This is a genomic window from Bacillus sp. Bos-x628 (genome assembly GCF_040500475.1).
Taxonomy (GTDB): Bacteria; Bacillota; Bacilli; order Bacillales; family Bacillaceae; genus Bacillus; species Bacillus maqinnsis.
Genome location: NZ_CP159358.1, coordinates 1,262,401 through 1,283,253 on the forward strand (window position 1 = coordinate 1,262,401; position 20,853 = coordinate 1,283,253).

Annotated in this window: 17 protein-coding genes; 4 read left to right on the forward strand and 13 right to left on the reverse strand. The window is 39.1% G+C overall.

Annotated features, from left to right (window positions below):
* Positions 1–8 precede the first annotated feature (8 nt).
* Genes sbcC through addB form a run of 4 tightly spaced genes read right to left on the reverse strand, consistent with a single transcriptional unit; the run spans position 9 to position 11,791 of the window.
* Positions 9–3,401: an exonuclease subunit SbcC gene (sbcC, locus tag ABVJ71_RS06630; protein WP_353856181.1), complete on the reverse strand. Its 3,393-nt coding sequence runs from the start codon at positions 3,399–3,401 to the stop codon at positions 9–11.
* The gene (gene sbcD, locus ABVJ71_RS06635) at positions 3,398–4,573 is read right to left on the reverse strand and encodes an exonuclease subunit SbcD (protein WP_353856182.1); all 1,176 of its coding nucleotides are present in this window, start codon (positions 4,571–4,573) and stop codon (positions 3,398–3,400) included. Before sbcD ends, sbcC begins: the two co-directional genes overlap by 4 nt.
* A 26-nt stretch (positions 4,574–4,599) precedes the next feature.
* A complete protein-coding gene (addA, locus tag ABVJ71_RS06640) occupies positions 4,600–8,304 on the reverse strand; it encodes a helicase-exonuclease AddAB subunit AddA (protein WP_353856183.1) in 3,705 nt (1,234 codons plus the stop codon).
* Positions 8,282–11,791 carry a helicase-exonuclease AddAB subunit AddB gene (addB, locus tag ABVJ71_RS06645; protein ID WP_353856184.1) on the reverse strand — a complete coding sequence of 1,170 codons (3,510 nt, stop codon included), beginning with the start codon at positions 11,789–11,791 and terminating at the stop codon, positions 8,282–8,284. Before addB ends, addA begins: the two co-directional genes overlap by 23 nt.
* Positions 11,792–11,963: 172 nt before the next feature.
* Between addB and ABVJ71_RS06650 the strand changes: the two genes are divergently transcribed.
* The gene (locus ABVJ71_RS06650) at positions 11,964–12,410 is read left to right on the forward strand and encodes a ferritin-like domain-containing protein (RefSeq protein ID WP_353856185.1); all 447 of its coding nucleotides are present in this window, start codon (positions 11,964–11,966) and stop codon (positions 12,408–12,410) included.
* Between the two features lie 198 nt (positions 12,411–12,608).
* Here the strand turns inward: ABVJ71_RS06650 and ABVJ71_RS06655 are convergent, their stop codons facing one another.
* Genes ABVJ71_RS06655 through ABVJ71_RS06665 form a run of 3 tightly spaced genes read right to left on the reverse strand, consistent with a single transcriptional unit; the run spans position 12,609 to position 14,331 of the window.
* Entirely contained in the window at positions 12,609–13,019 is a 411-nt protein-coding gene (locus tag ABVJ71_RS06655) for a DoxX family protein (RefSeq protein ID WP_353856186.1), read from the reverse strand.
* Between the two features lie 57 nt (positions 13,020–13,076).
* Positions 13,077–13,916, reverse strand: a complete 840-nt coding sequence (locus tag ABVJ71_RS06660) for a M56 family metallopeptidase (RefSeq protein WP_353856187.1) — start codon at positions 13,914–13,916, stop codon at positions 13,077–13,079.
* Positions 13,909–14,331: a BlaI/MecI/CopY family transcriptional regulator gene (locus ABVJ71_RS06665; RefSeq protein WP_353856188.1), complete on the reverse strand. Its 423-nt coding sequence runs from the start codon at positions 14,329–14,331 to the stop codon at positions 13,909–13,911. Before ABVJ71_RS06665 ends, ABVJ71_RS06660 begins: the two co-directional genes overlap by 8 nt.
* Positions 14,332–14,625: 294 nt before the next feature.
* On the opposite strand from ABVJ71_RS06665, the gene ABVJ71_RS06670 reads away from it, so the two are divergent.
* Positions 14,626–15,768 (forward strand): AbrB family transcriptional regulator, encoded by a 1,143-nt coding sequence (locus tag ABVJ71_RS06670; RefSeq protein WP_353856590.1) that lies wholly within the window; start codon positions 14,626–14,628, stop codon positions 15,766–15,768.
* 38 nt (positions 15,769–15,806) lie between these two features.
* On the opposite strand, the gene lepB is transcribed toward ABVJ71_RS06670, so the two are convergent.
* Both lepB and ABVJ71_RS06680 read right to left on the reverse strand, forming a co-directional pair.
* Positions 15,807–16,316 carry a signal peptidase I gene (gene lepB / locus ABVJ71_RS06675; RefSeq protein WP_353856189.1) on the reverse strand — a complete coding sequence of 170 codons (510 nt, stop codon included), beginning with the start codon at positions 16,314–16,316 and terminating at the stop codon, positions 15,807–15,809.
* Positions 16,316–16,933 carry a TVP38/TMEM64 family protein gene (locus tag ABVJ71_RS06680; RefSeq protein WP_353856190.1) on the reverse strand — a complete coding sequence of 206 codons (618 nt, stop codon included), beginning with the start codon at positions 16,931–16,933 and terminating at the stop codon, positions 16,316–16,318. The genes lepB and ABVJ71_RS06680 overlap by 1 nt, the downstream gene beginning before the upstream one ends.
* Before the next feature lie 151 nt (positions 16,934–17,084).
* Between ABVJ71_RS06680 and ABVJ71_RS06685 the strand changes: the two genes are divergently transcribed.
* Complete coding sequence (locus ABVJ71_RS06685) at positions 17,085–17,447, forward strand: hypothetical protein (RefSeq protein ID WP_353856191.1); 363 nt, start codon at positions 17,085–17,087, stop codon at positions 17,445–17,447.
* 120 nt (positions 17,448–17,567) lie between these two features.
* On the opposite strand, the gene ABVJ71_RS06690 is transcribed toward ABVJ71_RS06685, so the two are convergent.
* The 3 genes from ABVJ71_RS06690 to ABVJ71_RS06700 form a co-directional block, all read right to left on the reverse strand.
* On the reverse strand, positions 17,568–17,843 hold the full coding sequence (locus ABVJ71_RS06690) for a barstar family protein (protein ID WP_353856192.1): 276 nt from the start codon (positions 17,841–17,843) through the stop codon (positions 17,568–17,570).
* 92 nt (positions 17,844–17,935) lie between these two features.
* Positions 17,936–18,418: a hypothetical protein gene (locus tag ABVJ71_RS06695; protein ID WP_353856193.1), complete on the reverse strand. Its 483-nt coding sequence runs from the start codon at positions 18,416–18,418 to the stop codon at positions 17,936–17,938.
* A 302-nt stretch (positions 18,419–18,720) separates the two neighbouring features.
* Positions 18,721–19,299, reverse strand: a complete 579-nt coding sequence (locus ABVJ71_RS06700) for a competence protein ComK (protein ID WP_353856194.1) — start codon at positions 19,297–19,299, stop codon at positions 18,721–18,723.
* Positions 19,300–19,588: 289 nt separating this feature from the next.
* Between ABVJ71_RS06700 and ABVJ71_RS06705 the strand changes: the two genes are divergently transcribed.
* The gene (locus tag ABVJ71_RS06705; RefSeq protein ID WP_353856195.1) at positions 19,589–19,822 is read left to right on the forward strand and encodes an IDEAL domain-containing protein; all 234 of its coding nucleotides are present in this window, start codon (positions 19,589–19,591) and stop codon (positions 19,820–19,822) included.
* Positions 19,823–19,881: 59 nt separating this feature from the next.
* On the opposite strand, the gene ABVJ71_RS06710 is transcribed toward ABVJ71_RS06705, so the two are convergent.
* On the reverse strand, positions 19,882–20,742 hold the full coding sequence (locus ABVJ71_RS06710) for an SDR family oxidoreductase (protein ID WP_353856196.1): 861 nt from the start codon (positions 20,740–20,742) through the stop codon (positions 19,882–19,884).
* Between the last annotated feature and the right edge of the window lie 111 nt (positions 20,743–20,853).

The window sequence follows — 20,853 nt, forward strand, 5'->3', positions numbered from 1 at the left end:
CCAAATATTTACATCAATTCCATTGATACCGTTGTCCCTTTCCCGCTTGGATCTGCTGGATGGACAATTAGTTTTTTCGGCAGTCTCATCTTTAATTCTTCTACATGGCTGATCACACCAACTGCCAAGTTTTGCGACTGAAGCTTTTCTAGTGCAGTAATGACAGTATCTAATAAGTCTTGATCAAGTGTGCCGAATCCTTCATCAAGGAAAAAGAATTGAAGCGGGAATTCTCCTCTTAGCTGTATTTGTGCTGAAAGAGCAAGTGCAAGCGCTAATGAAGTAAGGAAGGTTTCCCCGCCGGACAAGCTTGACACTGGACGTCTTACCCCTCCATTTGCATCATCACGCATAACAAAGCCCCCTTCTGAGTCGACCTCTATAGCATATCTTTGTCTTGTCAAAATACCGAGACGAGCAGATGCATCACGGCTCACACTCTCTAACTGTTCCTCTGCTAAAAACTCAACAAAAGCATTCCCTTTAAAAACGGTTTGCAACTTATCAAGCCGATCAATTTCTTGTTGTAACTCATGTAATTGTGCATGAATGCTTGAAAAACGTTGATGATTTGCTTCAATGACACGTAAATGTTCATTGGCGGAACCGCTCATCGCTGCCGCTTCTTCCAGTGCTTTTTCTGCCGCATCTTTTCTTAATTGGACGTCCGTCCACTGCTCTTCATTCAATGACCTATCTTTGAGCAGTTCAGAAATTCGCTTTAAGTTTGCTGCACATTGCTTCCTTTTATCCTCAAAATCTTCAATTTCTTGTTTTACCGTATGACGTACAGTTCGATCCATTAAGGCAGATTCAATCTCCTGCGGCTTGGTAAAGCTGGATGACTCTGTTTCTTTTTGCCATGCTGCTTCAGCTTCTTGATTTCGTCGCTTAGCTTCCTGCAGTTGACGCTCGCTACTTGAAAAATGACTCTGTGCCTCACTAAATAATTGCTGTGCCTGCTTTAATTTTTGGTATGATTGCTGTTCATTTTCATTCAAATGAGTTAATGATTGTTCAACCGATATCAGTTCTGAAACAGATGAAGCTGTTAATGGATAGCGACTTAAGTCTGTTTCATATTGATGAATAATCTGTTGTTGGCTTTCTAGCTGGTGCTCTAATTTATGAAGCTCCATCTCTAAATCGTATATGTTTTTTTGCAGTTGCTCTTTTATCTGCTGTTTTTCTTCTAAAAATGCAATGCTCTTCTCAATACGTTCTTTAAAACCTTCAGCTAGTTGATCCTTTTCATCTATTTGCCTTTGCAAATCGTGTACTTGATTCATTGTAAAGTTTGGGAATGCCTGTTCAAATTGTTTAGTTTGATCTGCAAGCTCAGTTTGAAGCCCCTCAATCAGCTCATGTAATTCTTGGATACGTTGCTGTTCAAATTGCAACTGATCCTCCATTTTACTCATCTCTGCCGTTGTATGATGAGTATCATCCATTAAACGAGAAAGTTTACTCTCAATCCCTTGAATATCTTGTTTGATGCCTTTCCACTCTTGAATGATGTGATGCAGAGACTGATGATTTTCCACTGATTCAACTGCCGCTGCAACCTCCGTATCGGGGGATTTTTGAGATAAAAAAGAAAATTGCTTGACTAAATGATTTGAGTGCGTTTCTAAATTCTGTTTTGCTACATACATCTCCCTAGCGTATTCTTCTGCTTGTTTTAGCTCTTGATCAATCTTCTCGATGGCTTCGTCGATATGGGCAACGGTCTCCTCGTGCTCATCAGCTAGTGCAACCTGCGGATCATGATGTATCGACCCGCACACTGGGCATGGCTCACCATCCACTAGTTTTGCAGCCAATTCTTTTCTTAATTCTGAAGCTCTTGCTGCATCACGCTGTTTTAGCTTTTCGATTCTTTGATGATGCTCTTTTTTGCTCACAGCTGTGAGCGCTCGTTCTAATTCACATACATAGAAATAAAGCTCTTCAATCGCCTGAAACGATTGATCTAATTTTTCATGATGTTCTTTTTGATGTTTTTGAAGCTTCTCATATACTTGTACTGCATATGAAGATCGCTTTTCTACTTCCTCAAGTTTTTGTTCTTCTTTTTGAATGTTCAGGTTGATTCTTTGAACACTCTCACTTAAACGCAAAGCCTCCTGTACACTTTTCCTCTCTTTTAAAGGCACATGTAATTGCTCCAACTCATGTTTCAGCTGCGTTTGTTTCGTAAGAGCACGCTCTAATAAAGAATGGATATTTTCAGCTTCTTCTTTTTTGTGTGCCAATTGCTGAGTTTTTTCCGTTTTTTGCTGTTCCAATACCGCCTTTTCCTGAAAAGCCGCTTCTTTTTTACGTTCGACTTCTTTTAAATGAACAAGCTGCTCTTTCTTTTTGAGAAGCTCTGGTTCAGTCTCTAATTTCTTTTGTCTATTACGCTCATACTCCTGCGTCATTTGATCATAAACTGTACGTTGCTGGAGGAGATTTTTTTCAGCTTCCTGCCTCTCTTTTACCGCTTGAGTAAGCAGGACTATAGATTTTGTTAATGCATCTGCATATGGCTTTAACATCTCTGCCTGCTGAGCAGTTTCGAGTTGTTTCTTTTTTTCTTCAATAGTTGGCGCAAGCAGGTTGATCTTGTTTTGTTCTGTTTTATATGCTTGCTGCTCCTCTTGATATTGCCATATCGCTTGCGCCTCTGTAAAAGCATTTACCGCTTCGTCCCGCGCCTGTTTTTTTTCATAAAAAACCGCTTTTGCTTGCTCAGCGGCTTGCTTTGCTTTTGCTAGCGCATCTGGTCCAGCCTCCCCTAAACCAGTAAGTTCAGCTAGCAGTTCATTTTTCCGTCCATATTCATGCTGGGCCTTTGCTCGCAAACGCTTGACAAGCTGATCACCATACTTTTCTAAATTAAACAAACGCTGAAGCATTTGACGTCTGTCTGCTCCTTTTAATGAGAGAAATTCTGCAAACTTCCCTTGAGGCAAGACAACTGCTCGCGTAAAATCATCAATGGTTAATCCAAGTAATTCTTCTATTTTACGATTAACTTCACTCGCTTTATCCGCAAGAACAGTTTGTGTATCGCTGATCTCAATAAGGCGGCATAGTGTTGTTCTGACTTTCATTTCATCTGCACGCTTGAAAGCACGTTCGACTTTATAAGAAATTTTATGCTCCTTTTGCAAAGCAAAAGTAAAAGAAACCGACAGCTTCTCCTCAGCTTGATTCAAAATACCGTGGGTATTATTCAAGGCGCGCTCGACTTTGCCGTAGAGTGCTAGTGTCATAGCATCTAATATGGAGGACTTGCCGCTTCCAGTCGGCCCAAATATGCCAAACACACCTGCATCACATAATGAGCTGAAATCAATGGTTTGCTCTTCTCTGAAGCTATGAAGACCTTTAATGGTTAGCGTGATCGGCTTCATGTCGCTTCCTCCTCTTGCGTTTCATTTGCAAGCTCTAAAAACAGCTTTACTGTATTTTCATCAGGTAGTCCACCACCTGTTTGTCGCTCATAAAATTTAACAAATCGTTCTTCAATAGAGAGTTGGTCTTGTTTTTTTTGATCTTCAATTTGCTGTAATTCACGGAACTTTGGTCTAATATGTACAAATCCGCTATGCTGATTTCTTAACTGATGGATGTCTTCGATTGATAGTTGATCTGTTAAATGAACCTCTAAGTCAATCCAAGCATGAAGATCTCGTTTCTCATCTATCCATTTATGCACTTGACTTAACCCTTCAGTCGCCTTCCACTTCACAAGCGGCTTACCACTTGATAAAAACACTTCTTGCCAGCTTGCTTTTTCATTAGGTTTCGCATCCACAATTGTGACTGACTTGGCATAGCCTGATTCTGAAAAACTGTAGGCAAGTGGTGATCCAGAATAGCGGGCAATGGTTTTTGCACGTTTGATTGTTTGCGGACGATGTAAATGTCCGAGTGCGACATAACAAGCTTCTTCCGGCAGACTTTCAGCCGCAACTGTATAAGCACCTCCAACTTCAATCGGTCTTTCTGAGTCTGTTTGACTCCCCCCTGCTACATAAATATGGCTAGTCGCTATATTGACCGCATCTGGCTGAAATTGATTGCTTAAATGATGAAATAATTGTTGTATTTTCTGGTTGTAATGATCCCTCAGCAGTTTCTCATCAAATGTTTCAGCCAACACCTCGTTTAACCTCGCCTCTGATGGATAAGCAAGTGCTGCAATCAATAGACGTTCACTCGAAGAAGGAACGTCCACACGGATGAGGTCACTGGTTGGATATCCAATTAAATGAATTCCTCGCTCATTTGTTAAGGGAGATGCCGCAGATAGACGATCTGGATGATCATGGTTACCTGAAATCACAACAACCTGCCGCTTCCCTTTATCTGATAAAGCAGATAGACTTTCATAAAAAAGCTGTTCTGCTCTAGCAGGAGGATTGACTGTATCAAAGGCATCACCAGCCATCACAACCACATCAATTTGTTCGTCCTTGACGATTCTATACAATTCATCTAAAAATTCAGCTTGTTCATCAAGTCGGCTACGCCCTTCCAGCGTTTTCCCTAAATGCCAATCAGCTGTATGCAGAATCCTCATGTCATTCACCTCTCATTCCAATTGACTTATAAAGAAATCTCCAAGTTGCCATCAAAGAAATAGAGAATTTTCTCCTCTAATGGTCTTTTCGTTAATCGTTCCACAGCTGTTGCATATAACTCTATTTGTGTTTCATAGCGTTTTCTCAAAATGGACTCAGCGGCCTTAATTCCGCCTGCATACCTTCCTTGTACTCTGTCTGTTTTATAATCAAGTAAATAAAGCTTTCCATCTACTTCAAACAAACAATCAATCATTCCTTGAATCAACACAGGATCACCATCTGCATCAATATGGCTGTACACGTCTTTCACAGGCAGAACCATACTAAATGAAACTTCTCTTTTCACCCAATCAGCTTTCATTAGTTTTTGTCCAACGGAAGTAGAAAAGAATGCAGTGATTCCATCTTTATCAATTGATTGGATTTGTTCTTCTGTCAGTAAATCTCGCTCCATGAACGAATGAAGTAGCTGCTCGATTTGAGTTTCATGATAAGGCTCTTGCACTGGCAAAAGAATGTGCTGCATCACAGTATGCATTGCTGTGCCTTTTTCTGCAGCGGTGAGTGCCTTTTTCTTCATAAAAGCCGGCCGGTCATATAATGTTGCACGAGCTTTTCGAATGGAAGAGGGAACACTGTATTCATCCTCTAATTCTTTCATTCTCTTGATCTCTGAAACAGACTGTTTCGTGCCAACCTGTGAGGTTGCTAAATATGGATATCTCCATGTAAGTCTCTTAGCCACTTCTTCCTCAAAGACATCCCCTCCTTGAACAGGTAGACCTTCCATCAATGCTTGTACAACTTGATCTTGATGTTTCTTTTCATGAGATAAATCTTCTTTTAAAAGGTCTGCTGATTGTGTAAATGAGATCAAAAATGAAGATGGATGAGTTAAAACGATGTCTCCTGGCTCTTCTAAAATTGATGTCATTGCTTGATGCCGGATGAGGGCAGGTCCGATGAAGTCTAAGTATGTTTTCGCTTGATACCGTTCAAAATCAGGAAGCAACCACTCTTCCCCTTTTGCTGCGTTCTGCCATTTGCTTAATGCCTTTACCTGATTTTTGACTGAACCGACCAAAAATAATTTCTCCTTGGCTCTCGTAAGTGCCACATACAGCACTCTTAGCTCCTCAGATAATAACTCTCTTCTCATTTTTTTCTTCATCGCCACAAGCGGTAATGTGGCATAACTGATTCTCAGTTCAGGATGAATATACTTGCTTCCAAAGCCTAATTCTTTATCGAGCAAATAGGACTGATTTAAATCCATCATGTTAAAATTCCTACCGAGTCCAGCAGTAAATACAACAGGAAATTCTAACCCTTTACTACTATGGATCGTCATCATACGGACAACATCCTCTGTTTCACTGAACGTCTTCGCCGCCCCAAGATCGTCTCCTCTGTCTTGCATCCTTTCGATAAACCGAAGAAATCGAAACAACCCTCGGAATGCAGCCTTTTCATATTGTTTTGCACGATCATAAAGAGCCCGGAGATTCGCTTGTCTTTGTTTGCCTCCTGGCATCCCGCCCACATAATCAAAATATTGTGTATCCCTATAAACCTCCCAAATTAATTCTGCCACCGAGTGATTCATAGAGAAATCACGCCACTTACGCAATAAGTGAAAGAATCGCTCTAGTTTTTGGCATGTTGGTTGATCAGAGCTCGTCATACTCATGTATTTCTTCACAGCATCATAATAAGTCCCTTTCTTATCGCTCGTTCTGATAAGCGCCATTTCATTTTCATCTAAATGGACAATAGGTGATCTTAAAACTGCTGCTAATGGGATATCCTGATATGGATTATCGATTACTTTTAAAAGAGAAAGAACAACAGATACCTCAGTTGCATCAAAATATCCTGAAGAGAGATTCGCATACACAGGAATTCCCTGCTTCTTCAGTTCCTCCATCATTTGCGGTGCCCATGGCATGGACCGCAGCAAGATGACAATATCACGATATTGCAAGTTTCGACTCATTTGCTGTTTGGCATCGTAAACTTGAAAAGGTTGCTCAATCAATTCTTTTATTTTTCTAGCAATCACTCTTGCTTCAAACTGAACTGTCTCTAATTCTTCTCGTTCTTCATCGCATTCTGTCTCATTTTGATCAAGGTGTACAAGAAGCATTTCTGTTGTCGTGTCTTCACTCTTTGGATAGCTTGCACCAAGCTTTAATTCAGCTTGTTCATCATACTCAATCTCTCCAACCGTTTCTCCCATGAGCTGTTTGAACAGAAAGTTTGTGCTGTCCAAAACATCCGAACGGCTTCGAAAGTTTTTATTTAAATCGATTCTTTTGCCAGTTTGTTTGCCTTCTGATGTAAATTGTTTATATTTATTTAAAAAGAGCATCGGCTCTGCAAGTCTAAAACGATAAATAGATTGCTTCACATCTCCAACCATAAATAGATTGCCATCTTCTGGTTTTTGACCTTTAGATACAAGCTTTAAAATCGTTTCTTGAACAAGATTTGTATCTTGATATTCGTCAACGAGTACTTCCTCGAACTGATTCTGATAATATTTAGCAGCGTCTGTTTCGATCAAGTTCCCTTGCGCATCCTGCTTGGCTAAAATTCTTAAACAATAATGCTCTAGATCTGAAAAGTCCACGATGGATTTTTCTTGTTTCGCTCTTTCAAAACGCTCTCCGAATTCAATCACAAGCTCCACGAGGGTCTCCACAACTGGCTTCATTTCAGCCAAGCTTTGCAAATGCTGAGCCGGACTTCGCATAAAGTAATCATTTTTTAGCTTTTCTAGTTGTTTTTTTGCCTGATTGCGTGCATCCGTTGCTTTTTCTAAAAGAACAGGATCATATTCATCTCCTTTGCATGTCTTTAGCCTTTTGAAATTGATGTTCGGCACAAGTTGATAAAGCATCTCAAAATGATCTTGATGACTGATTAATTCATTTATTTGCTGTAAATCATCTATAAAATTCTCTGCTCTCGGTGCCGGACCGCCCGGCTCTTTTGTCAGAGCAAGTGCCCGTTCCAATAGCTCTTGGCAGCTTCGAAAAACGAGAGAAATATCCTCTTTTATATATCGATAAAATGGTAAATCTTCGACTTTTGTATGTTCATCCACATCGTAAAGAGAAATAAACGCACGCATCCACTGCAGAGGAGAAGGATGCGACCTAGAAAATTCATAAATTCTTTTCACGAGCCATTGCAAATCTAAGTCATGACGATCTGATGTGTAACGATCAACCAGTTCAAAGAATGATTGCTTTCCAGCTTTATATTCATCCTCAAACAGCTCGTCCAAGACTTCATCTCCTAATAATTCTCCCTCCGTTTGGTCAGCCAAACGAAAACCCGGATCAAGGTCAATCTCATAATAAAATGTGCGCAGAACTTGCAAACAAAATGAGTGCAAGGTAGAAATATTGGCACGATTCATGAGTGATAGCTGTCTTCTAATATGAAGTGAACTTGGATTCTTTGATAATTCTTTTTCAAGCGCTTCAGTAATTCGATGCTTCATTTCTGCCGCAGACGCATTTGTAAAAGTAACGACTAGCAGACGGTCTACATCAACTGGATGCTCAGCCCGCGTCATTTTTCGGATCAGCCGTTCAACCAAGACGGCCGTTTTACCTGATCCCGCCGCCGCAGCAACAAGGATATCCTGCCCCTCTGAAACAATGGCTTCCCACTGATCATCCGTCCATATACTGTTATTCGGTTTTGGAATTTGCATACTGATCCCCTTCTTTTTTGATCCGCTCTAACATGACTTCATCTTTCTCAGAAGTAAGTACTCGGAATTCGTTATCCTCTATTGATTCATCGAACTGGCAAATAGACTTAAACGAACAAAATCGGCAAGGAGTCTGATCCTTAAGTTTATATGGATTAATATCCACTTCACCATTCGTAATTCTTTCCCCTGCTTCTTCAAAAGTACGGCGAACATGCTTTGTGAGTATTTGAAATTGGTCCTCACTTAAAACAGCAGAATCAGAACGGAAAGAACCATCCTTTTTCAAACCGGCTTGAATGACTTGTGATTTCCCTGTTTCAAGTGTCTGATCCATGAGCTTAACTGCCTCTACATTTTCAAGCAAGAAACCTTTCATTTTAAATTTCTTAAATATTTCCTGCTCGATTTCATCCTCTGCTAACGGAATCGGGGCTTGAATGAGCGGATCATGAATATGGAAGTATAAAATACCTGCCGGTGTCGCCTCCATTCCAAGCCACTCTTTAGAATAAGTAATCGTCAAGTCTAAATAAGTCAGCATTTGCAATGCCAAACCATAGTAAACCTCTGCTAGATCAAGTCCTCTATCACTTGACTTGTAGTCTACAATTCTCAAAAGCAAACCTTTAGAACCTTCCGCTTTATCAACTCGGTCAATTCTTCCAACAAGCTCCATGGTACAACCGTTCTTTAATTGAAAGGTGATCGGAGGCAGAGGACCTTGACCTCCAAAGCCTAACTCAAGTCCCACTGGAGAAAATGCACTCACTTTGGCATGCTCGCTTAGTATAGAAGAAACTCTTATCAGGATTTTCTGGAGTTTTTCTTTTATATAAGCATGCCGATTAGAGCTTAATAAAATCTCTTGTTGCAGACGAGGTGCAAGCTGTTCAATCGCATATTTTGAATAGGTGACACAGTCTTCTTTCGTCAAGTTTTTCCAATCTTTTTTTTGTTCAATGAGCGTATCTGAAATGTGTTTTAATGCAGAGTGAAAAAGCTGACCTATATCAGGTGCCTCCAATTTATAAAATTGTCTTTCCTTTAGTTTCAAACCGTGTGAAGCAAAATGAGAAAAAGCACACGCATTAAATTTCTCCATTCTTGAAACACTGCCTTGTATATGATCACCATAAAGCTCTTTTGTCACATTTTCCGTTAAAGGCTTGGCTCTATTTGTAAAAAACAAGCTTGAAATGATGTTCTTTGAGATATCACGTGATGGTGATGTCATTAAATAATTATATACACTCCACCACACATCGCTGATGGGATAGTGATTGAGCCATTGCTGAAGCTGCGAAACAGTATAGGACAATGCGACAGGCTCATTGACTACAAACTTTAATTGGTCCTGCTCCTCTAACTGTTCTGGGTCAAGCACATACAATGCATTTTGATGGTTTGGCATAAGCTCTTGGCAGTACTTAATGAAGGTCGAGGGCAATAGAGAGCGTCCCTCAGCATCTGCCACCGGATATGAAAGAAACAAATAATGAGATGGACTTGATAATGCTTGGTAAATTAAAAATTGCTCATCTAGCAGCCGTTCCTTTCCTGTATCTGCCAGCTCTGCTCCTGCACGCTTTAGCCATTCGCGGTCATCCTCAGACAATACACTTTCATCAGAAGGACGTGCAGGAATTACACCATCATTTACTCCAATGATAAACGTACACTTCACTTGATACATTCTAGATAAATCCATACTTCCGATAAACACTTGATCAAGTGATGGCGGAATTAAAGCAAACTTTAAAGATGCCAAGCCAGTATCCATCATCTGCTGAAATAAAGGGAGTGAAAGCTCCTCGTCGCCTAACATTTCAACAAATTCATTCATTAATTGAATAACAGCATCCCATACTTGTCCATGCTGCATCGCTTCAGCTAATCTCCCCGCTTTCTCGGCCTCTAATCTTGCTTTTTCAAGCTTCTCTGGCACTTGCACTTCCTCAAGAAATAAATAAATAGCTTCAACCTTTTCCCTGACTTTTTGCGCTTTTTTCAGTCTTTTTTGCAGTTGGAAAAGAGGAGGAACAATCCATTCTTTTGCCTCATTCAACATTTGTTCCATTTCAATTTCTTGATCTGTTTGTCCAAAATCTTCATCCAGCGAGTGAAATCTTCGATAATGAAAGCGGGAACCGTTTGTCCAGCGTTCACCTTTCACACCATATGCAATGCAATAATTTTCAAGCTGATCTGCCTGTTCTCTCGCTTTATTTTTTGCAAGCTCAAGCGGGAATAGGAATTCTGTTTTCACACAGCGAAATACTGCTTCATACCGCCAATTCCCTTTGATGATATCCAAACTAGAACGAATCAATTCAATGAGGGGATGATATTGCATTGATTCATTTCCATCAATAAAAAAAGGAATGTCATAATCACGAAAAACCTCTTTCAATGTATCTTTATAGTCATCTAAATGTCTTGCAATAATTGAGATATCGCGTAATCTCAAATCCTTTTCTCTCACTAAATCAAGAATGTCTCTCGCAACACCCTCAATTTCGGCTCGTTTATTTGCACTTCTGGACACCGTGATATGAGGCGTTTTCTCTTGATACGGCTGCAGCGGTCTTTGCTCGTACTTACTCTCTATATAGGCAAGATCATGTGCATGGATATGACGCTTATTCTTCTCTAATACTTGTTCAGAAATGTCAGCTCCGCACTTTTTGGCAAGCTGATAAAGTTGAAAATACGTTTTACCTGTCATCCGAAATAAATCAAGTTCGTTTGGCTGTGTGTCGTGATATGACCGATCAACCGTGAAGGCAGCCGTTATTTTTTTTGTATGTAGCAGAAGCTGCTCAACGACTTGAAGCTGCTGTGGTGTAAATTGATAAAAACCATCTATATAAATATGTGCCGTTTTCAGCTCTTCAGATAAAGGGATTTGCTGCGCGAGAAGGGTCAAATAGTCTTCAGAGTGTACATATTCACCCTGCAAATGCTGTTCAATCTGCTTATAAAGAATATGCAGATCATGCAGTTTTTCGGCTGCTCGCCTTTCTTCTGTATATTCGGAATGAATGCTAGATGTTGCAATTCTTTCTACATCTTCTGGCATCATGCAGTATCTTTTGAATTCAGCCATCGTCTTTTCTATTTGCTCAACAAACCCTGGCTTATCACTCGCCTTTTTAAACACTTTAAAGCTTTCTTTATGCTCCTCAATCACTTTTCTTAAAAGCATTTGGATTCCGGTACTCGTGACAAATTGCCTGTTCGCTCCGCCAGTCTGCTGTAAAATAGACCAAGCGAGACGAGTAAAACTAAATACTTTAGCTCTGATCATTCCGCCAGCTTCAGACGTTTTTGCAAGCTCATATTCCATTAAAAATGTCATTTGATCCGGGACTAAAAAAATGATCGGATGACCCAATGGATCAAGCCGTAATTGTTCTTTGATCTCTTCTACTATCGCAGTCGTTTTTCCACTCCCCGATCTGCCTGCTAAAAACTGAATCTCCACGCTCCACAACACCTTTCTATATGTACTCATATTCTAGCGGAAATAAGGGTAAATGGCTATTTTCCTATAACAAATCCCGCTTTCTCATTTCCTATCTGAAATAAAATAGGCACTTTTATTACCTCATTTCATATCATAAACCATCATGATCTATAAGGAGGCTGGCAATATCATGTATTACGGTTATTATGACTACACCCCCTATGACATACGTCAAAACACAAGGATTATTTCAGATCTTGAACAAGCCATTAATGGTGAATATTCTGCGATACAATGCTACGAAAAACTTGCACAAAAAGCAAAAAATCCTGAGGCAAAAAAGATCATTCAAGAAATACGCCAGGACGAGGTAAGACATTATCAAAATTTTTCAAAGCTATACTATTCTCTCACTGGAAAAAACCACAAACCAAGCGTAACAGAACCTTGTCCAGATCAACTGAGAGAGGGCCTCGTTTTTGCATTTAAAGACGAACAAAAAACAGTTGATTTTTACTTAACAGTATCTGACTATGTCAGAGATCAGGGAACAAAAGAGTTAATGCGAAGAACAGCTCAAGATGAACAGCAGCATGCTGTGTGGTTTTTATATCTTTTAACACATCACTCTTCCTAGATAGTCCTATTTTAATAGGAGATCGTATGTTCCGTCAAAAAATGAAAATGATTTTTCATCATTCGAAAAAATGAAAATTACAGCTGTCGTAAGCAAGATTTCTTGCATTTATCACTTTTTCAAATGTGAAAACAACGATTTGATATAAAACAAAAACTCCCCCTGCTACAAGCAACAGGAGGAGTTTTTCATACAGTTTTAATTAAATTTAGCTTCATTGCTTTGTTGCTTATGTTTCATCAGACCATCAATAGACAAGAGGTTACTGCCGCTCAGTGCAAGGTAAAGCGCCATGACCAATAATGAAAGCTCAAATTCATAGCCACCAACAAATCCTTTAGAAAAACCAACCGTAATAATCGCCACGATCATAATTGGCACAAATAAAGCAGCGAAAATACGTGTACCTAGACCTAAAATAAGTGCTATTCCACCGACTAGTTCAATCGTCTTTACAATGTAAGCCATAAATTCAGGAATACCAATTTGACCAAAGAATGCGGCTGTACCTTCTAGCCCTCCTTGATATGCCTGAAGCCCATGTAAAAAGAAAATAACGCCTAAAATAACTCGTACAAAAAGGGTTCCTATTTCTTGATTTGTTTTCATATAGTGATTTCCTCCTATTTTCACACTACATCATGTCATGTGTTTACATAAAAAAATTTAGTAATTTAGATTTAACATAATCATTAAGATGACCATTAAAATGACTGATATCACAAATGGGATGAGCGGTACATTGAAAGGTATATTATATGTTGGGTTTAAAATCTTTTGAATTCGTAAATTCAACGCCCTGTCTCCAAAGGAAACAGCAAACTTTGTTCGTTTTTGAAACTGGGTTCTATTTTTAATGAGTTTCAAAAGGGCTTGACCCACTCCTTCCTCAGTTCCTGTCTGCTGAATAGCATAGTCATCTGCAATGACTTCACGGAAAACGGAGTAGCTTGTTTTCATATGTTTTAACACTGGAATATACCAAATCACCTTTGTGAGCATTGAAAAAGTGAAAGCTTTTATGGGGTCGTAGCAGTCCTTATGATGTAATTCGTGGTAAGCAACGGCATCAATCTCTTCTTCATTGAGCATGTTCATCAATGTCGTTGATAAGTAAACCTTCGGATGAAGCATACCCATTGCAAAAGCAAGCGGTTCATGATAATGAAAAACAATGATTTCATTTGCATACTTCTTTGACAGGACCTCTGTCAACTTTCGATCAACAGCGACCATTATGTTTCTTTTTAATTGGGTGTACTTTCTGATCTGCTTTGTCATATAGAACACTGCAAATCCCAATGTATACATCACCAAAGCATCCAAAAAATATTTCAAGGGAGTTAACCCATAGAACTTAAGAACAGACTGACATACATGGATGAGGTTATATGCTTGGTTCCAGCCAAAAAAGCTAGAGAGCACGTAATAACCCATCTGAAAGAAAATGGCTAAACCAATCAGCATCCCGCCTAAAAACAGCAGACTCGACTTAAGTTTAATCATTTTGCTTCTCCTTTTTTTTAGATGCAAGTCTTGCTTCAAGTACTTTGAGTAATTCAGGATCAGCACTTTCAATCGCATCCACCATATGATTCACCGCCAGTGGACCAAAATCGTCCATTAGCCCTTGCGTTATCCACTTGGTTTGCTCATTGAGAAATTCTTCTTTTGTTAAAATCGGATTATAGATGGATGAACGACCTTTCGTTTTCTTTTCCACAATCCCTTTTTCGTTTAAGCGATTCAGCACAGTCATGACAGTGTTGAAATTAATAGGCTTCTCATCTGATAGCTTCTGCTGTACTTCTTTAATCGACATATCCTTACCTTGATATAGAATTTCCATAATCTTTCCTTCTAAAGGACCAAAAAAACGATTCAATCCCTTTTCATTATATTTAAAAGAAGGAATTTTCATGTGACCACCTCACACTATGTAGTGTAGTGTAAATAAAAATCATAGTCAACCGATAACAAAAATAGGGGAAAATAGTTGTGTATTGTCTTTATTTCTGACTAAAGTTATTTTTTATTTATTGGTCTTTTTTCATCAAATCTTCTTCCCTACATAAATTGAACTTACCAATCTATAAGTTTATCTTATGAAAAAGATAAAAAAATCCGTATTTTATTTATTGATACATTTATATTATAGTGAACATATCTACATTTCACTTATTGAACAAACATACAGGAAGAAGGTTTACACGTGATGAAACAAGGAAACAGCCTTCAAACCGACCTTATTTTTATTGTCATTAGCGGTTTAGGCGGATTTCTTTTATCTTTAACAGGAATGTCTATCGGCTGGATGATTGGTACATTGGCCACTGCTGCGTTCATTGCCTTATTTCGCCCCTTTCGCTTTCAGCGTAAAGAGAAAACATCATCTATTCACAGCAATTGGCTTATCCTTGGTCAGTTCATTCTTGGAATAGAGCTTGGGCAGAAAATGAACATGAAAGTGCTTCACATTTTCGCTGAAAATTGGCTGTCTGTCAGCTTCATGCTCATATTTTCTATTTTTCTAGCGATGCTCTCGGGCTTCGTTATGTGGAAATTGAGCAAAACAGATATGCTGACCAGCTTTGTCGGTACTGCTCCTGGAGGATTGTCTGCTATGCCAGGGATTGCTCAAGAAGTTGGTGCAAATACGGCTGTTGTCAGTTTAGTTCAAACAATACGTGTCTTGATGGTCGTATTGACCATTCCGTTTACTGTGTTTTATTTAAACACGAAAAGTCATTCTGATGCTGTTGTGACAACGCATGGCAGTGCTTTCTCTTCAGGCGTTTTTACCGTATCAAATCTCACTTGGACCGCCGCGCTCATCTTCGCCGCTTGGCTAGTGTCCCGCATGGCCGTCCGTCTGCACTTCCCTGCACCTTGGTTAATTGGCAGCATGTTAGGTGTCGCTACACTCCAAGTGGCAGCCGGTACTTTTATAGAACATGATTTGATTCCTTACTGGCCAGCACAAGCGAATGTCGCTTCACAACTATGTTTAGGTGCGACCATTGGTTCAAAAATGAATAAACAAATGTTTGCCGGTTTAAAAAACACCTTCATCGTGGCTGTCATTAGCTCTGCTGGGCTTATCGCAGCAACTGTTCTCAGCTCGATTGCTATTGCAGAGATTACCGGCATTTCTGTGATTACTGCCATTCTTGCTTTTTCTCCCGGCGGAATTGCTGAAATGGCGACAACAGCCGTCACACTTCACGAGGATTCCACGTTTGTTGTGGCTGTACAAGTGATCAGAGTCATTCTTGTGATCGCCATGCTGCCGCCGTTTTTCAGGTTTTTACACCACTTTTGGGTGAAAAGACAAATGAATTATAAAGCAGCAAAATAAAAGTGAGGCGCTTTGCATGAGCAAGGGCCTCTTTTTTGTTATTCACTATTTCTTTTCACTCCGACGACTTGATCCTTTGAAATCGTCCCAAAATGTCTGCTGTCAAAACTATGTATTCGGTTATCACCAATCACAAAGTAATGATTGTTTTGTATTTTCTTCCGTCCAGTGATCGTTTCTAGCTGAAAATCACCTGTCAGGACGTTCCCCATTTTATATTTCTTTTGCTCTTTTAAATACGGTTCTTTCCATTTAACACCATCGACTAATAGTTGATCATCTTCATATTTGAGTGTTTCTCCCGGAAGACCTATGACACGTTTAATAAAAATTTGATTGTTTGGACCTTGAAAAAGAACGTAATCAAAACGATTAATTTTCGTGAGCTTTGGCGAGAACTTGTTGATTAATAGTTCTGTTCCATCAGTAAATGTAGGATCCATACTAACCCCTTCTACTTTGTACGTGACAAACATGAAATTTTTTACTTGGAACATTAACACGATGCATGTAATAATCATCAACCATAATAATGGCTTCTTCTTCATTAAGTGCCTCCTTTGTCCCCGCGTTTGCTCATTCGAATGTTCAACCTGTTTTCTACTCTCTTTCCAACATACCATAATAAAGCGATGACTAGAACCGCAAAAATACTTCTTAACGGATTCTTTACTAAAGCAGTCAAATCATAGCCAACAAAACTGATGATCAAGAGCATGACACACTTACCTGAGAAAACAGCCAATGAAAATTGCCAGATGCTAATTCTTGATAAGCCTGCGACAACATTGACAGCAGCAGAAGGCGTAAATGGAAAGCAAAGCAAAATAAACAACGGACCAAAACCCCGTTTTTCTACCCAAAGCATCAATTTTTTAATGGAAGGATGTCTGCTTATAAAATGTAACATTCTCATTTGTCCAAATCTTCTGATCAGTAAAAAGACAAGAATAGACCCTGCGCTCGCCCCAATCCATGTCAATAAAAAACCTTCCCAAAGCCCAAATGCATTTGCATTGGCAACCGCAAAAACGACCAGAGGTAAAAACGGTAAAAATGCTTCTATTAAAGGGAGTAATATCGCAATAATTGGACCAAAAGCCTTATAGCTCTCAAAAAATGCTGATATATTTTCATGAGTAAATATTGAAAGAAATGATGGCAACTTGTTTACTCCTTCAAGGTTTGTCTACTTTTCATTTTACATGGAACACATGAAATTACAAATGAATCCCTTCTTCCTTGAGATTCTTTCAATCATCCTATATAATAAATGGGAACAAACGTTCTAAATGTGATGAAAGCAGGCATTGAAAATGACTAGACTATCAAGAATACAGCTTCAAATGATGGAACAGGCCATTTTCCTCCCGATGGTTATCTCCATCCTCAATCGCGATTTGGCACATTTAAAAGAAAATCAAACGTTAAAATTAAACGAACCATATATTCAGCTTGTGACCTCCGCATTACAAGAGGCACAAAAAGCTCTCTACCAACTGAAACAGTATTTACGAAAAGAAAAAATGAAAGTACAGCAAATTGAACACGATGAAGGGTTTACTACTTATTTATTTGTTATGAACGGTTATGAAGAAACACATAAGTACTTTAATCCGCGTATACGACATCGTGTCGAGGAACTGCTTACTCGTTATTTTCTCCATCAAACCGAATGAAATTTTCCCTTGAGAGAAGGCAAAAGCCTTTTGGCAGGCTCCAGATTGTCTGACAAAGGGCTAAGATGGTTTTAATTGTAGCCCTTTGTCATCTTTTTAGCTTGTAGAATCGGCTACTCTTTATTGAATGGTGAATTGAAATTGTCCTCTAAGCTCCATTTCTGCTTCTTTGAACAGCTTCTGCAAGGTATCCGCATATTCTCCAAGATATTCTTTGCTTACTAGAAAATCCTCCCATATGAGTTGTACAGGAAGCTCAATCTCCCCTGTCAAACAGTCCCAAAGTGCGTCAAGATTTTTTCCATAATGATCGGGCAGGTGCAATGTTGCTTTCAGTTGTTCATGAAGGTCCTCTTGTGAAATACATGCCTTCCCGTTAAGCCGAACCAGTTTCATATCACCCTCCCCCTCTCTAACCTTTATTTTAACGAAATGAGCTGGAAAGGTTTTCGATGCTAGAGAAGCTTTCCAAGCTTTGTTATGTGTTCTTATTTTGCATGCTGAATTTTGCCAAATTCTTCGATAAAGGTTGCCGTCTCTTGTAGCCCATCTTGTAAGTGGTGCGTAGCAGAGATAAATAGTTTATCATGATCAGGACGTTTCAACAGTTGCTCCACCGTGTTTATCCCTTTTTCAAATGATGCTAAACCTGTCTTTAATTGTTTATCAGCTTTTTTGTATGCATTCGGGACTTCTTGATGAGCAAGTCCTTTTTGAATCACACGATCAAATGCTTTTGTCGCTTTTGTCAATTTTTCATTTGGTTGAATCGCACCATGTCCATCTGAAATAAATTGATCGGTCATGTTCTCATATGACTCATTTAACTCATCCATATAACGCTGAACCCATTGTTCATACGCTACTTCTTTTTTCTCTTGTTTGGAAGGCGACTGACCTACTTGATTGCAAGCTGCTAGTAATGTGACCGTCACGATTAGTAACAGCACCAAATACCATTGTTTTTTCATACAGAGCCTCCATTTCTCTTACACATTTGTTCATATCGGTCAAATATCATCATTTTAAAACACATATGAACAATAATAAAGAAATGACTTCTTCTTATTGTAACAGACGTCCACTTGCCCTTTCGTTCTTTTTCTCATCAAATTCACAAAAATGTATCCACATTCACCTGAAAATGTTGCACAAAAACAACGCTGATACACGTTCACCTCTTGCTCTGTCTTACATCATCTTCATCAAATTCATGAGCTTGTAAATCGCTCACGAGATCAAAATTCAGCGGCTACATGCCGCTGGTTTTCTGCTAATATCTATTACGAAGTTCTCTTAAAATAAAATCGTACACAAGATTAAGCTGTTGCTCTTTTGGATACAGCATAAATTCTTGTTTTTTAGGAAGACCTCCATCAAGACGATCTTGAAATTTTGTCCGAAGATACGCTGTCCGGTGCACCTGACTCTCAAATGATTTATATGAGACATCCAGTTCGACCGTTTGCTCATTTGTAAAGGTGACAATCGTGTCTCCAAGGGACGATTCCTGAAAAGTATGAATATATTTGTGGGATATCCATCCGCACTGAGGGCGATTGGACGAAAACGTTGGAAAGAAATACAGATGATTGGATGAGTCAATCACAATCGGGGGTTTGTGTGAAATACCCGTTACTTCGTACGTTCCTGCTTTTCTGCCTGCATAGCTTGAACCAAAGAACCTGCAGCTACGTTCAATAATGTGCAACGGCTTTAATTCAACGAAAAAACATTTCTCTCTTTCAATGACTTTTGAATATACTTTTTTCCCTTCTTCGATTGGAAGGATCGCCATTGTTGTTTGGTTAATGACATATGAATCTAAAGGGGTTTCACTAATTCCTGACACTTCTTTTCCTCCTGTGTTAATTTTTGGTTAATTTAGATACTATTAATCTATCACCAACGTATAAGAAACGACAGGATTTTTTTATAAATTATCAAAAATATTCTTTTTATCGTATATTTTAGTCCATTCGATCTATTTAAAAACATTTTTTAGAATAACAGCTCATGATCTCGGTTGGACAAGGGGTGTTGATATCGGACAAAAATAAATTGTCTAAAAATTATAAATTCTTATTGATTTTTTCTCCACCAATCCATATACTATAAAAAAGGCATCGGGGGGATTCTTTATGAAAGAGAAAAAAACGTATGCTGAGCTCATGAAGTCCCGCAACACCCAAAAAACTGAAGAAAAAGGCGTCACAATTCTAGACATCTATATTCAAATGGTTTTAGATGAGGCGCTTTATAAACAGCGCTTAACCGTTCTTAGAGAAGAGATTGATAAGGCACTGGATCAGCGTGATGAAAAGCGGTTCAATGACCTGTCAGCTCAATATACAGAACATTGCTTACATCAATAATGGTTGTTTTACTTGCGGCAGAGAGACGGTCAATCGTCTCTTTACCGCAAGTTTTTTGTTTACCCATTTAATATCGTTCCACCATTTACATGAAGAATTTGTCCATTTATGTAAGACGAGTCTTCGCTCGCTAAAAATAAATAGCTAGGTGCAAGCTCTACCGGTTCGCCTGGTCTTTCCATTGGGACATCTCCACCAAATTCAGATACTTCCTTTTCCGTAAATGTAGATGGGATAAGCGGCGTCCAAATCGGACCGGGGGCTACTCCATTGACTCGAATCCCTTGTTTAATCAGAGAAAGTGATAATGATCTTGTAAATGTCACAACTGCTCCTTTTGTCGATGAATAATCAATCAAGGTTTCATGGCCTTTATATGCCGTGACAGATGTCGTATTAATGATGGTGCTTCCTTTCTTTAAATGAGGGAGTACTGCTTTTGTTAAATAAAACATTGCAAAAATATTTGTTTGAAATGTACGAAGAAGCTGATGTGAAGTAATCTGTTCTATGCTTTTTTGCGGATGTTGTTCTCCCGCATTGTTCACCAAAATATCAATTGAACCGAAAGCATCTTTTGTTTTTTTGACGACCTCATGTGAAAAAGATTCATCTCCCAAATCACCTGCAATCAAGATGACACGGCCTCCAGCCTTTTCAATATAGGCCTTCGTTTCCTCTGCATCCCGATGTTCATTGAAGTAAACAATCGCCACATTTGCTCCTTCTTTTGCAAATAAGACAGCCACCGCTCTTCCAATCCCACTATCTCCCCCTGTCACAATAGCGGTCTTCCCAGCTAATTTTTTCTCTTGCACCTCCCGATCAAAGATAGGTCTAGGGTTCATTTTATATTCAAGACCTGGACGTTCATTTTGATGTTGAGGCGGCAACGTTTTCTTCGGCTGCTTTGTTGACACGCAAATCCACTCCTTTCTTCTATCTTGTTTATTTTTATGAAAACATGATTTTTTTATGTATTTCATGAACAGTTCACCTTTCGAATGTATGATTTTCAATAATGTGGAAAA